This is a genomic window from Mucilaginibacter sp. UR6-11, assembly GCF_020880695.1.
Classification (GTDB): Bacteria; Bacteroidota; Bacteroidia; order Sphingobacteriales; family Sphingobacteriaceae; genus Mucilaginibacter.
In genome coordinates this window covers 53,687-67,050 of sequence record NZ_JAJIWO010000011.1, presented here as the reverse complement: position 1 = coordinate 67,050, position 13,364 = coordinate 53,687, and the positions used below count along the sequence as shown (strand labels likewise).

The window sequence follows — 13,364 nt, the reverse complement described above, 5'->3', positions numbered from 1 at the left end:
ACGTCAAACATATAACAACAATTACCTGCTTACTTCCAATATCTCAAATTCCATTTTTCCGGCCGGTACGGTTATTTCGGCTATTTCGCCTACTTTTTTTCCTAACAGCCCTTTGGCAATTGGCGAGCTTACCGATATTTTGCCGGTTTTCATATCAGCTTCGCTTTCGGCTACCAGCTGGTAACTCATGGTGGCGCCGTTTTTAACGTTCTTTATTTTAACGATAGACAAAGCTAATACTTTTGTTGCGTCTAATTTCGACTCATCCAGCAAACGGGCATTAGCCAGTGTTTCCTGCATCTGGGATATTTTAGCCTCATGCAGTCCCTGTGCTTCTTTCGCCGCGTCATACTCGGCGTTCTCAGAAAGGTCGCCCTTATCACGTGCTTCGGCAATCGCCTTTGATATGTTAGAACGGCCCGTTGTTTTTAGCTCTTGTAACTCTTGTTTTAACTTCTCTAAACCCTCTTTGGTAAAATATGCTACCTCTGCCATAACGCTCTATTTAAAATTCTTTTTATCTAATTGGTTGCCAAAAAAAACCGCCCTCCCTTTTTTTATAGAAGGACGCAATGACTTTAAAAACAAACAAGACTATAAAGGCGCGCCCATATAGTCTTGTTTTATGTAAAACGAAGATAAGTTATTTAAGTTTTAAAATGCAAATTTTTTGTGCGGGGCACAAAAAATTGATGATTCGTAATTAGAGGTCAGAGATTAGTTTAAGCAGCAGGCAACTAATCACTGCTCAACTATTCACTGATCTACCGAAGCTCTCCGAGCTTCGCCGCCATTACTTCACTTATTTTGCGATATGATTCAAACGTCCAGCCGGCAACGTGCGGCGTTAATATTATTTTGTTTGATTTTTTAAGATCGTCAAACCATTCCTGCTCTGCCAGCGCCGGGAATTTCTCTGTCTCCAGCACATCAAGTCCAGCGCCCAGTATTTTACCGGCTTTAACTGCATTTAACACCGCCCTAACTTTAGCCACCTTACCACGAGACGTATTGATAAAAAAAATAGGCTTTTTAAAATGAAACAGCAGTTCGTCATTGATCATGCCGTTTGTTTCAGCAGTTAACGGGACATGTACGCTTAATACATCGCTGTGTTTTACAATTTCTTCCATGCTAACTTCGCGGGCGTACCGGTCAGAGAAACCTGTTTTATATTTATCATAGGCAATTACTTCAACTTCAAAACCCGATAGCTTTTTAGCAAAACTTTTACCCATAAAACCATAGCCTATTATCCCCACTGTTTTACCTTTTAACTCAAACCCGCGGTTAGCTTCGCGTCTCCATTGGCCATTACGGATCTCGGCATCGGCAGTATTAAAGTGGTTCATTAAGGCCAGGAGCAGGCCTACGGCATGCTCACCTACGGCATCCATATTACCCTCCGAGGCATTGATTAGAGCTATATTCTTTTCTTCGGCATAAGGCACATCAATATTATCCATCCCCGCACCTGCACGGCAAACAAAACGCAGGTTCGCGGCGGCGTCAATTATCTGCTTGTCCACATTAAATTTTGAGCGGATAACCAGCCCGGCATAATCGCCAATAATTTGCAGCGCGCCATCTAATTTTATGGTTGGCTGATAATCGCAGGTATAGCCCATTTCTTCAGCTTGTTCAATAAAGATGGGGTGTATATCGTCTGCTATAAGTATTCTGTTGTTGATCTCCATATCACTAAAAAGCCAAATATACATAACGAAAGATTAACTACTTTTGAATATGATTACCCTATTCCTCAAAAAGACATTGGTATTATTTACGGGGATAATTTGTACTATGCAATATGCCATGGCACAGGCAACCACTGCAGACCCCGTTGTTCAGGTTAGTCCGCCGGTATTTGGCTTTTATACCAAACACCTTGATTGCGGGGGCGTAGCCATACGTTCTTCAAGCGTGGTTGATGACAGGGCGCTGATTGCAGCCGGTCAAAAAATAAATATGATGCTGGCTAATATCCCGGCTACCCGGCATAACCTTGCGCAATGGGGGGTTGAGATCCATATCATTGGTAAAGATCAGCCAACATCTGATTTGCCCGAGTTTAGGGGTCAAAAAGTCGTATCCGATGTTGACAAGAGTGGTGTTACCTCAAATATTGATACCCGAACCCGCGGCATGGGCGGCATTTATACCTCGTGCGGCGAAGAAAGCTTATTGAATCTGCCCGGCGATCGCTATGCCGGATCAGATATTTGCATACATGAATTTGCCCACAACATTATGTATTACGGGCTCAATGATAGTTTGCAGAAAAGAATTCAAAATCAATACCGTTTTGCTTTAAATAAAGGTCTATGGAAAGGGGCTTGCGCCGCAGTTGACGCAGGCGAGTACTGGGCCGAACTATCCATGTGGTACTTTGGCGGCCATGGCGAATTTTTAAAGGGAGCCCAAATCCCGGCGCCGGGGCCTGATGGTTTAATGAAGTATGATGTTGAAGGCTATGCTTTATTAAAAGCTATTTATTCGGGCAAATTGCAGCCCCCAATTATTAATATTAGCACCGCTAAGCAGGTACAACCCGGCACCTTATCCGGCTCAGACAGTAAAAAGGCAGCCTTAATGTTTGTGAATAATACGCCTCATAAAATAAAGCTGTTTTTTATAGACTTTACCGGTAAGGCCCGCCCGTATGGTATAATTTCACCCTATAACAGGGCAATACAAAAAACCTTTATATCACATGTCTGGAAACTTACGGATGAAAATGGCAAGTTGATGGGCTATTTTTCGGCAACTACACCAAATGCTATCGCTATTGTAAATTAAGGAATTACCGGTTAGCCGTTACCTGTTGGGTTATTTTAACAAAGTCGGCGACCGTCAGGCGCTCGGCACGCAAATCAAGCAGTGGTTCACCGGTCATTTTTTCTTTGTTGATGATAGATGACAATGCGTTGCGTAACGTTTTTCTGCGCTGATTAAAACCCGCCTTTACTACCTGCCAAAAAAGCTTCTCGTCGCAATCCAAATTCGCCACTTCGTTGCGGGTTAACCTGATCACTGCCGACAGCACCTTGGGCGGGGGATTAAAAACTCCGGCCTTAACGGTAAACAAATATTCAACCTTGTAATAAGCCTGCAAAAATACGCTTAGTATACCGTATTCTTTACTGCCGGCTTTGGCGGCACAGCGTTCGGCAACCTCTTTTTGAAACATGCCTACTACCTCTACCACCTGACTGCGGTTATCCAGCACCTTAAAAAGTATTTGAGATGATATATTATAGGGGAAATTGCCAATTATACCCAACGGTCCATTAAATGTGGCGGCGAAATCCATCGCTAAAAAATCAGCATTTATCAGTTTTTCACCAAGCTTGGGGTATTTTTTTTGCAGAAACTCATACGACTCCGTATCGATATCGATTAATGACACCTCATACCCGGCGCGTTCCAATAATATATCAGACAGGATACCCATACCCGGGCCAACCTCCAGCACCTGCGTATACCTGTTTTCGGGGCGCAGGCTATCCACTATCTTGGCAGCGATGTTTTTATCGGTAAGAAAATGTTGGCCCAAATGTTTTTTTGCCCGTACTAATGTCATTATTAATCAAATATTTGAGCAAATTACGTCATATTTGTGCTTTAATCAGGAACTCTTAGCCTAAAATCTTTTCTTTGCAGTATAAATTTGCAGCAAAGAGCCAAAGGTTAAAGGTAAAAGCCGCAACCGGTGTAATTATAAACCCACCGGCTATCATCATAAAAAAATGAATAAACTTAAAATAGGCATCAGTATAGGCGACGTAAACGGCATCGGCTTAGAAATCATCATCAAGACATTGTCTGACAGTATGATATTTAACTATTGCACACCGATTGTTTACGGGCATACTAAGGTAGCATCGTTTTACCGCCGTGTAACCGAAGCCAATGAGCTTAACTTTAATGTGATAGATCATCCGTCAAAAGCGCAACCTAAGCGTGCCAATATGATCAATTGCTGGGATGAAGATGTAAAAATTGAGCCGGGTGTGCCTAACAAGGAGGTTGGCAAATTTGCGTTTGCGTCTTTGGAGCGTGCAACCGCTGATTTACTAAGCGGCGAAATTGATGCCCTGGTTACCGCCCCAATTAATAAAGACACTATACAAAGCGAAAGCTTTAATTTCCCTGGTCATACAGAATATTTACAGGACCGTGACGGCGCCGCCGAATCATTAATGTTTTTGGTAAGCGATACACTGCGTGTTGGTATTGTTACCGGCCACATTCCGGTTTCAAGGATACCAGAAAGTATTACTACCGAAAAGATCCTGGCTAAGTTAAAGTTGATGAATGCCAGTCTGCGGGATGATTTCTGGATACGTAAACCTAAAATTGCAGTATTGGGGCTTAACCCTCATGCCAGCGACAATGGGTTGATTGGTGATGAAGAGCAAACAACTATTATCCCGGCTATTGAAGAGGCAAGGGCAAATGACATACTGGCTTTTGGCCCATACGCGGCCGACGGTTTTTTTGCAAACGCTACCTATATGCAATTTGATGCAGTGCTGGCTATGTACCACGACCAGGGCCTGATTCCTTTTAAACAAATTGCCTTTGAATCGGGCGTTAACTTCACGGCCGGGCTGAAATTCGTCCGTACATCGCCCGATCATGGCACAGCTTATGATATTGCCGGTAAAAACGAAGCATCTGAAGTATCTTTCCGCGAGGCGATATTTACAGCGTTACATATTGCAAAACACCGCAAGGAAGGCCTGGAGCTGAATGAAAACCCGCTGCAATTTACTAAGCTGCAACGCGATAGGGATTAACTATTCAACAACAGAACTCCACAAATGTTAATATAAAAGCCTCATTCAGAGGCTTTTTTTTATTTTCTATTTCGTTATATTTGAAATAACCCATTGTTCAACTAAATTACTTAACGTTATGCGAAAAATTTCAGATATACTTGCCCGCAAGGGTGGGGATGTTATTGCCATTGATGCCGATACTTTAGTGTTAAATGCATTAAGACTGATGGCCGACAAGAACATTGGCTCTGTAGTAGTGACTGAGCATGGAGAATATTCGGGCATACTTACAGAAAGAGATTATGCGCGTAAAGTTATTTTAGAGGGCCGATCATCAGATCACACCACCGTACGTGAAATTATGAGTACAGACCTGCCAAGGCTACTGCCTGATAATTCAATAGACACCTGTATGCATATCATGAGTGAAAGCAATGTGCGTTACCTGCCGGTATTTAACTTCAATAAGTTATGCGGCATTATATCTATGAGCGATGTGGTTAATGAAACCATCCTGTCGCATGAGGATACGATAGAGCAATTGAAGAATTATATACAATCTTAAGAATGTTCCGGTCTTATCCGGGACAACCATTCTCTGTAATATTTTCCAAATGTAGCTTGTTAAGTTTGGATTTAATACCGCTAACCCTTGGAAGTAGATTCGTTAAAGCGGTTGCATTGGCTTGCGCTTACGTCTTAATTGACATTCAGTAATAAGCTAAAAATACTGTTGGCACCACAATTTTTGCTTATCTTGTACCACACAAAAAAATATAGTGACTTTTCAGGATTTTAATTTTAACAACGAACTAACAGAGGGCGTTACGAGCATGGGGTACATTACCCCAACCCCTATACAGGGAATGGCAATTCCGCTGATTTTAGCGGGTAAGGATTTAATAGCTTGCGCCCAAACAGGCACCGGCAAAACAGCGGCCTTTCTATTACCCGTACTTGAACAAATAGGCCGTACGGCTAAAAACCATACCAGTACCCTTATACTAACTCCAACGCGCGAACTCGCACAACAAATAGATCAGCAGGTTGAAGGGCTAGCCTATTTTACCGGCATAAGCTCTATCGCCGTGTTTGGTGGTGGCGACGGACATGTATATGAACAGCAGCGCCGTGGCATACAAAATAATGTAAATATTATTATTGCCACACCCGGCCGGCTGATAGCCCACCTTACATCAGGCATATTAAAGCTGGACCAAATCAACCATCTGATTTTGGATGAAGCTGACCGTATGCTGGACATGGGTTTTTCTGACGATATTATGCGTATAATAAGTTACCTGCCTAAAGAGCGGCAAACACTGTTATTTTCGGCAACGATGCCGGGGCGTATCCGCAACCTGGCTAAATCGGTATTGAACAATCCGGAACAGATCAATATTGCTATCTCGCAGCCTGCGGCCGGTATCGATCAGCAGATCTATCGTTTACACGATCAGCAAAAAACGCCGTTATTACAACATTTGCTAAAGGATGGAAACTACTTAAGCACCATTATTTTCGCTTCGCGGAAAGAAATTGTAAAAGCATTATACAAAGAATTAAAGGGCATACACCTTAAAGCGGAAGCGTTCCACTCTGATTTGGAGCAAAAGGAACGGGAGGAAATTTTGCTGCGGTTTAAAAATAAACAATTGCCAATTATCATTGGTACCGACGCCTTATCGCGCGGCATTGATGTGGAGGGCATTGACCTGGTAGTTAACTATGACGTACCCGGCGATGCGGAGGATTATGTTCACCGTATTGGCCGTACCGCAAGGGCCGCCACTACGGGCACCGCCATTACTTTTGTAAATCACCGTGACGAGCGCAGGCTGAAAAGTATTGAAGAACTAATTGACAGAAAAATCACGCAACACCCGCTACCCGAGCATTTAAACAGTATTGCCGAGGTTAGGCAGGAAGCGAAACCAAATCAAAATCGCAATAACAGGGGCAAAAAACGCGTCTGGAAAAAGTAAGTAATACCTTATGAGACTTTATCAATCATTAAAGCTAACCATTACCATCCTTGCAGTATCTGCAGGGATTACTTTTGCGCAGGAAGCGCCAAAACCAACTTCAGGGAATCCGATAGTACAGGGCTGGTATGCCGATCCTGAGGCTAAGATCTTCGGGAAAACGTATTGGGTTTATCCAACTTACTCCGCACCATATAACCAACAGGTTTTGATGGACGCCTTCTCATCAACCGATCTGGTGCATTGGACCAAACATGATCGTATTGTAGACACATCTGCCGTTAAATGGGCCAGACGTGCCATGTGGGCACCTGCTGTCACCGAAAAGGGCGGCAAGTACTATTTATTTTTCGGTGCCAATGATATACAAAATGACCACGAGATTGGCGGTATCGGCGTGGCAGTATCCAACAAACCGGGCGGACCATTTAAAGATTACCTGGGCAAACCTTTGATCGGTAAGATCATTAACGGGGCGCAACCTATTGACCAGTTTGTGTTTAAAGATGACGACGGCCAGTATTACATTGTTTATGGCGGCTGGGGACATTGCAATATCGCGAAGCTAAAAAACGATTTTACGGACGTCGTTCCGTTTGCTAATGGCGAAACTTTTAAATCTATCACCCCTAAAGATTACGTAGAGGGCCCGGTGATGTTTAAACGCAAAGGCAAATATTATTTAATGTGGAGCGAAGGTGGCTGGACTGGCCCTAACTATCGCGTAGCGTATGCTATTGGCGACTCTCCTACAGGCCCGTTTAACCGCATTGACGTAATATTGAAGCAAGACATGAGCGTTGCTACTGGCGCAGGACACCACTCGGTTATCAATATCCCTAAAACAGATGAATGGTATATTATATATCACCGTCGTCCTTTAGGTGAGCATGACGGCAACCACCGGGTAACCTGTATTGATAAAATGTATTTTGATGCTGATGGGCACATCCTGCCGGTGAAAATCACCAACGAGGGTGTTGCGGCAAGGGTGGTAAAATAATGTTTTATCATGGGCGCCAGATTAAAACAAAATTTGGTAACGTTAAAGACCAAGTTACTAAGCGATATACAAGTAATTCCTGAGGTATTACAACCTACAAAACTTGTTGGTTTAGACGGGCTAAGAGGACTTTCTATAATAATTGTCATACTAAGCCATTTGTTTTTGGGCAAGCCTTACACATAGTTTTTTAATGGAGAAATTGGTGTAAAGATTTTTTTTGTAATAAGTGGTTTTTTAATAACAACGCTACTATTAAAAGAAAAAATACAAACAGGCAATATTTCGTTAAAATTATTTTATGCCAGGCGCTTTTTGCGGATACTACCGGTAGCTTTTTTATATCTGCTGACTCTTTTTGTTTTAAACGGTTATTTGCACCTAAATATCCAACGATTATCGTTCCTCTCAGCCTTATGTTTTTTTCAAAATCTACCAATTAAAAATGTCTATAATTGGTATACAAGTCACTTTTGGAGTTTATCTGTGGAAGAGCAGTTTTACATAAGTTTTCCATTTCTGCTAGCCTTCAGTTCAAATAAATATTTTAAAGTTTTATTGCTATTGGTTGTTTTTATTCCGGTAATTATGTGGTTGGGGTACCACAACATAGGTATATTTTATTCAAATCGTATAGTTCACCTTTTTACTTACGGAATAATAAACCTGTTTGGAAGCACTTTAAATATTTTAATAGGTTCTTTATTTTCTATGTTGATGTTTAAAGGTTTTTTTGAAATAAAAAAGCGCTGGATAACAAATTATTTAAGTTTAATTTTGTTGGTGATTGCCATCTTAATAAGCAGCCATCGCTTTTTATTTTTCGTTCCTTACTTAGATATTGTACTTTTTCCGGTATTGATTGGATTGGTAATAATATTAAATTTAAGTACTACCAACATCCTTGTAACGATTTTAAATAGTAAGCTATTGGTATACCTCGGATTGCTCTCTTATAGCTTATATATCTGGCAACAATTATTTACAAATTCCCAAAATCTAATTATCCCGTCAAGCTCAATTCCAGTTCAATTATTGAGTCTTTTAATTGTGGCCAATGTCTCTTATTATCTGTATGAAAAACCTTTTTTGAAACTAAAGTCTCACTTTATTAAAAAAGATCTCAACGCTAAACGGAACCATAACAATTAGGTTGAGCATTATACCTGATGACTTTATCCAAATAAATTGCTGCTCAGGTATCTGTCGCCTCTGTCACAGCATATAAATACAATAACGCCTTCCTTAACCTCTTCGGCCAGTTTGATAGCCGCTGATAACGCACCACCGCTGCTCATGCCCGCAAAAACACCTTCTTCGCGCGCGAATCTGCGGCTCATGGCTATGGCATCTGTTTCAGAAATATCCATTGTCCTGTCTACCCTTGACGGATCAAATATTTTCGGCAGATAAGCCTCCGGCCAGCGGCGTATACCGGGGATGGATGAGCCTTCGGTGGGTTGGCAACCTATTATTTGAATTTCCGGACTAACCTCTTTCAGATATTTTGAACAACCCATAATGGTACCGGTGGTGCCCATAGCACTTACAAAATGGGTAATTTTTTGGTCTGTGTCTCGCCAGATTTCGGGGCCGGTTGTTTTATAATGGGCCATATAATTATCATGATTGGCAAACTGGTTCAGTATAAAATAGCCTTCATTAACTGCTTTATTTTCGGCGTAGTCGCGGCAGGCCTCAATGCCGTCCAGCAGAGTTACTTTGGCTCCAAAGGCCTCCATGGTAAGCGTTCGTTCTTTGGTGGAGTTTGATGGCAGGGCCAGCTCTATCTCCAGGCCAAACAAACACGCAATCATCGCCAGGGCAATGCCGGTATTGCCACTGGTAGCCTCAATCAATTTACTGCCTGGTTTAATATCGCCACGCTCCAAAGCGCTTCTGATCATGTTTAACGCTGCCCGGTCTTTTACACTGCCACCCGGGTTATTGCCCTCCAGCTTGCCAAATATTTTAACATTTGGGTTAGGATTAAGCCGTTTAATTTCAACCAGCGGTGTATTGCCTATCAGGTCAATCAATGTTGCCATGCTATTTTTTCTCCTTTTTTAAAACCTTTACCACAGGCGCATGATAAACCCTTGAGTATGGTTCTACACTCTTGGTTAACCAAACGTTACCCCCTATAACACTGTCATGACCAACGATGGTCTCGCCACCTAAAATAGTGGCACCCGAGTAGATCACCACATTATCCTCAACTGTTGGATGACGCTTGGTATCGGCCATATATTTGGCCACACTTAGTGCGCCCAAAGTTACGCCCTGGTAAAGTTTTACATTTTTGCCTATACGGCTGGTTTCGCCAATAACAATGCCGGTGCCGTGATCTATATAAAAATACTCGTCTATATCAGCCGCCGGGTGTATATCTATACCGGTTTTGGTGTGCGCGTATTCGGTTAATATCCGCGGGATCAGCGGCACGTCGTGCTTATATAAACTATGCGCCAAACGATAAAATGATATGGCAAAAAATCCCGGGTAGGTTCGTATCACCTCAAACTCGCTGCGCGCTGCCGGGTCGCCATTAAAAATAGCCTGGATATCGGTATTCAGTATGCGGTATAATTCGGGTAATTGGTCAAAGAAACTTTTGGCCCTGTCTTTATTATCACAATTACCGCAAGCTTTGGTGGCATTCATAATATGCAATAGCTCTTCCTGTAGCTTTGCAAATTCGTCCTGCAGCTGGCCTATAGAAATAAATACCTTTTTTGATTGCTCAGGAAACAACAAACGTATTACCTGCATAGCCCAGATCGTAATTTCCTTATTAGAAGGTACGGCTTCAGCCAGTTGCTGTTTATTTAATATCTGCCGGTAAAATTCGTCGTTCATAATATTACAATGGTTTGCTACCCTCTGCATTGCAAGTTTATGCAAAAATTTGTTGTCTGGATGTAAAAAGTATACGGATTTGATAGATTAATACACTTATGTTTTTTGCACGCACCAGGTAGTCATACAGCGTAAATTTTGCACGTTAGTGGTTTTTATTGGTTCGTGAAGCTTGCCGAAACGATGAGTAGAAGCAAGCAAAATCTTTTCATTAACTAAAAACCTTACTGAACCATCAGGTAATAAATAGCGGCCGTCGCCTATATCTTTAACTATTGATTCTATACCTATATCAGAAGCCAAACGGGCAAAGAAATATCCTTTGGGCTTTAAAACGCTGAAAGCAGCGTTAACCATCGCATCAAAATGAGACTTGTCCCTGGCAAAATGAAGCACAGCACTGCTAATCACCAAATCAAATATTGCGTCCTCAAAAGGAAGCTCATCGGCATTTGCTACACTAAAATTCGTAGCTGGGTTAACCGGTGCTAAAGCGCCTGATAACAAGCGGACCGAATTAATGGCCCCGGGATTTTGGTCAACACCAAACACCTCGTAGTTATTCTTCAGGAAATAAAAGAGATTTCTGCCACCGCCGCAACCAATATCCAAAACCTTTTGGCAACGCTGATAGGTGCCTTTTAACAATTGGTCAAACAGGTAGATATCGATATTGCCGTATAGTTGTTGCAGGTCCTCAGCCATAATATAATAATTAATAATTAAGCAACTGCTGCATCGCCTTTTCCAGTCGCGATTTGGCTAAGAATTGGTTCTCTAATCCTTTGTCCATCGGCACAGGCGTATCCAGGCTGGCGCAACGCAAAACCGGCGCGGCCAGATCCTTAAAGCATTGTTCGGTAATTACTGCGGCAACGTCGGCGCCAAAGCCCCCGGTCAGGGTATCCTCGTGCAGCACCATTGCCCTGTTGGTTTTTTTTACGCTTGTTATCACTGTTGCACTGTCCCAGGGTTGCAAACTACGCAGATCAATAATTTCTATCGAAAGCTCAGGGTGGTTACTTAGATATTCAAGCGCCCAATGCACCGCATAGCCGTAGGCCACTATAGTGGCCATGGTGCCTTTCTTTACCACGCGGGCCTTGCCGATTTCTATAAAAAGATCGTCCCCGGGCACCTCGCCGGTTAGGTTTCTGTATAAATATTTATGCTCAAAATACATTACCGGATTCGGATCGGCAATAGCAGCCATTAACAGCCCCTTGGCGTCGGCAGGAAAGGCAGGATATACCACTTTTAAGCCCGGGGTTTTGGTAAACCAGGCTTCGTTACTTTGCGAGTGAAACGGCCCGCCTGCCGTACCCGCGCCCGTGGGCATGCGGATCACCACATCAACATTTTGACCCCAGCGGTAATGCGTTTTAGCCAGATTATTCACTATTTGGGTGAAGCCGCTGCTTACAAAATCGGCAAATTGCATTTCAACTACCGCTTTGTAACCGTTAAGCGCCAGGCCCATAGCAGTGCCGATCACACCCGATTCGCAAAGCGGCGTATTGCGTACACGCTCTTTACCAAAAAGCCCGACAAAATCTTTGGTTACCTTGAAAACACCGCCATATTCGGCAATATCCTGGCCCATAATAACCAGGTTATCGTATTTATGCATCGCCTGCATTAAACCATCGCGGATAGCATCTATATAACGGATCACGGATGATTTACCCGAAAGCTTAAATGCAGGCCGGGCCGAGGATTGATATACATCACCTATCTCTGTAAATATATTAGGGTGGATAGCTGGTTCTTTTAAAACCGAATCAACAACCGGGTCTATTTCTTTTAAAAATTCATTACGTAAAAAAGGTATCCACTCGGGTCTCAGCGCACCTTCGGCAATCAGAAAATTCTCGAACCTGGCAATTGGGTCCTGATCCTGCCACTCATTAATTAAGTCCTGCGGCACGTATTTGGTGCCCGATGCCTCTTCGTGCCCCCGTATCCTAAAGGTGGTACATTCCACCAATACGGGCCGTGGCCTCTGCCGGATATTGCTGGCTATATCACTTATAGCATAATAAACTTCTAATATATTGTTGCCATTTAGTTGGCGCCCTTCTATCCCATACCCTATTGCTTTATCAATCAATCTCTTTGCCCGGTACTGCTCATTTGTAGGGGTTGACAATGCATACCCATTGTTCTCTACCAGAAAAATAACCGGCAGGTTCCATACCGCGGCAATATTTAAGGCTTCATGAAAATCACCTTCACTGGTACCTCCTTCGCCGGTGAAAACCAGGGTTGCTTTTTTGTTACCGGCCAAAACATCAGCTAACGCGATACCATCAGCCAGGGCCATTTGCGGGCCGAGATGTGAGATCATCCCGATGATCTTATGCTCTTGCGTACCAAAATGGAATGACCGATCGCGACCTTTTGTAAAGCCCGATGCCTTGCCTTGCCACTGGCCCAACAGGCGGCTAAAAGGCACACCACGAGTGGTAAACACACCCAGGTTGCGGTGCATGGGCAGTATATATTCATCAGGTTGCATAGCCATTGCAGCGCCTACAGCTATGGCTTCCTGACCTATCCCTGAAAACCACTTGCCAATGCGCCCCTGCCGTAGCAGGATGAGCATTTTTTCTTCAATAACACGCGGGAACAGCAGCTTTTTATAAATTGCGATCAACGTATTATCGTCCAGGTTTTTCCGGTCAAAAATCATAGAGGCAATTTACTCAAATTTGGGGGCCTTAACGAATAGCC

13 protein-coding genes are annotated in these 13,364 nt (G+C 43.0%); 6 read left to right on the top strand and 7 right to left on the bottom strand.

Features of this window, described 5'->3' with window-relative positions; genetic code table 11:
- Positions 1-21 precede the first annotated feature (21 nt).
- Together greA and LJ658_RS19400 are read right to left on the bottom strand one after the other, a co-directional pair.
- Complete coding sequence (gene greA / locus LJ658_RS19405) at positions 22-495, bottom strand: transcription elongation factor GreA (RefSeq protein ID WP_230548213.1); 474 nt, start codon at positions 493-495, stop codon at positions 22-24.
- A 269-nt stretch (positions 496-764) separates the two neighbouring features.
- Positions 765-1,721: a 2-hydroxyacid dehydrogenase gene (locus tag LJ658_RS19400; RefSeq protein ID WP_230548212.1), complete on the bottom strand. Its 957-nt coding sequence runs from the start codon at positions 1,719-1,721 to the stop codon at positions 765-767.
- Positions 1,722-1,746: 25 nt separating this feature from the next.
- Here LJ658_RS19400 and LJ658_RS19395 point away from each other — a divergent pair, with 25 nt between their 5' ends.
- Positions 1,747-2,799, top strand: a complete 1,053-nt coding sequence (locus tag LJ658_RS19395) for a hypothetical protein (RefSeq protein ID WP_230548211.1) — start codon at positions 1,747-1,749, stop codon at positions 2,797-2,799.
- Between the two features lie 4 nt (positions 2,800-2,803).
- Here LJ658_RS19395 and rsmA read toward each other — a convergent pair whose 3' ends face one another.
- Positions 2,804-3,583 (bottom strand): 16S rRNA (adenine(1518)-N(6)/adenine(1519)-N(6))-dimethyltransferase RsmA, encoded by a 780-nt coding sequence (rsmA, locus tag LJ658_RS19390; RefSeq protein ID WP_230548210.1) that lies wholly within the window; start codon positions 3,581-3,583, stop codon positions 2,804-2,806.
- A 166-nt stretch (positions 3,584-3,749) separates the two neighbouring features.
- Here rsmA and pdxA point away from each other — a divergent pair, with 166 nt between their 5' ends.
- The 5 genes from pdxA to LJ658_RS20605 all read left to right on the top strand — a co-directional run bounded on the left by pdxA (position 3,750) and on the right by LJ658_RS20605 (position 8,924).
- Entirely contained in the window at positions 3,750-4,802 is a 1,053-nt protein-coding gene (gene pdxA / locus LJ658_RS19385; RefSeq protein WP_230548209.1) for a 4-hydroxythreonine-4-phosphate dehydrogenase PdxA, read from the top strand.
- 118 nt (positions 4,803-4,920) lie between these two features.
- Positions 4,921-5,349, top strand: coding sequence for a CBS domain-containing protein (locus LJ658_RS19380; protein ID WP_230548208.1), 429 nt, complete (start codon positions 4,921-4,923; stop codon positions 5,347-5,349).
- A gap of 214 nt (positions 5,350-5,563) precedes the next feature.
- Positions 5,564-6,769 (top strand): DEAD/DEAH box helicase, encoded by a 1,206-nt coding sequence (locus LJ658_RS19375; RefSeq protein WP_230548207.1) that lies wholly within the window; start codon positions 5,564-5,566, stop codon positions 6,767-6,769.
- A gap of 10 nt (positions 6,770-6,779) precedes the next feature.
- Positions 6,780-7,772 carry a glycoside hydrolase family 43 protein gene (locus tag LJ658_RS19370; protein WP_230548206.1) on the top strand — a complete coding sequence of 331 codons (993 nt, stop codon included), beginning with the start codon at positions 6,780-6,782 and terminating at the stop codon, positions 7,770-7,772.
- A 201-nt stretch (positions 7,773-7,973) separates the two neighbouring features.
- Positions 7,974-8,924, top strand: a complete 951-nt coding sequence (locus tag LJ658_RS20605; protein ID WP_370633099.1) for an acyltransferase family protein — start codon at positions 7,974-7,976, stop codon at positions 8,922-8,924.
- A gap of 23 nt (positions 8,925-8,947) precedes the next feature.
- On the opposite strand, the gene cysM is transcribed toward LJ658_RS20605, so the two are convergent.
- From cysM to LJ658_RS19345, 4 genes are all read right to left on the bottom strand, one after another.
- A complete protein-coding gene (gene cysM, locus LJ658_RS19360; protein ID WP_230548204.1) occupies positions 8,948-9,820 on the bottom strand; it encodes a cysteine synthase CysM in 873 nt (290 codons plus the stop codon).
- 1 nt (position 9,821) lies between these two features.
- Positions 9,822-10,631, bottom strand: a complete 810-nt coding sequence (gene epsC, locus LJ658_RS19355; RefSeq protein WP_230548203.1) for a serine O-acetyltransferase EpsC — start codon at positions 10,629-10,631, stop codon at positions 9,822-9,824.
- A gap of 96 nt (positions 10,632-10,727) precedes the next feature.
- On the bottom strand, positions 10,728-11,336 hold the full coding sequence (locus tag LJ658_RS19350; protein ID WP_230548202.1) for a class I SAM-dependent methyltransferase: 609 nt from the start codon (positions 11,334-11,336) through the stop codon (positions 10,728-10,730).
- Between the two features lie 10 nt (positions 11,337-11,346).
- The gene (locus tag LJ658_RS19345) at positions 11,347-13,323 is read right to left on the bottom strand and encodes a thiamine pyrophosphate-dependent enzyme (protein WP_230548201.1); all 1,977 of its coding nucleotides are present in this window, start codon (positions 13,321-13,323) and stop codon (positions 11,347-11,349) included.
- Between the last annotated feature and the right edge of the window lie 41 nt (positions 13,324-13,364).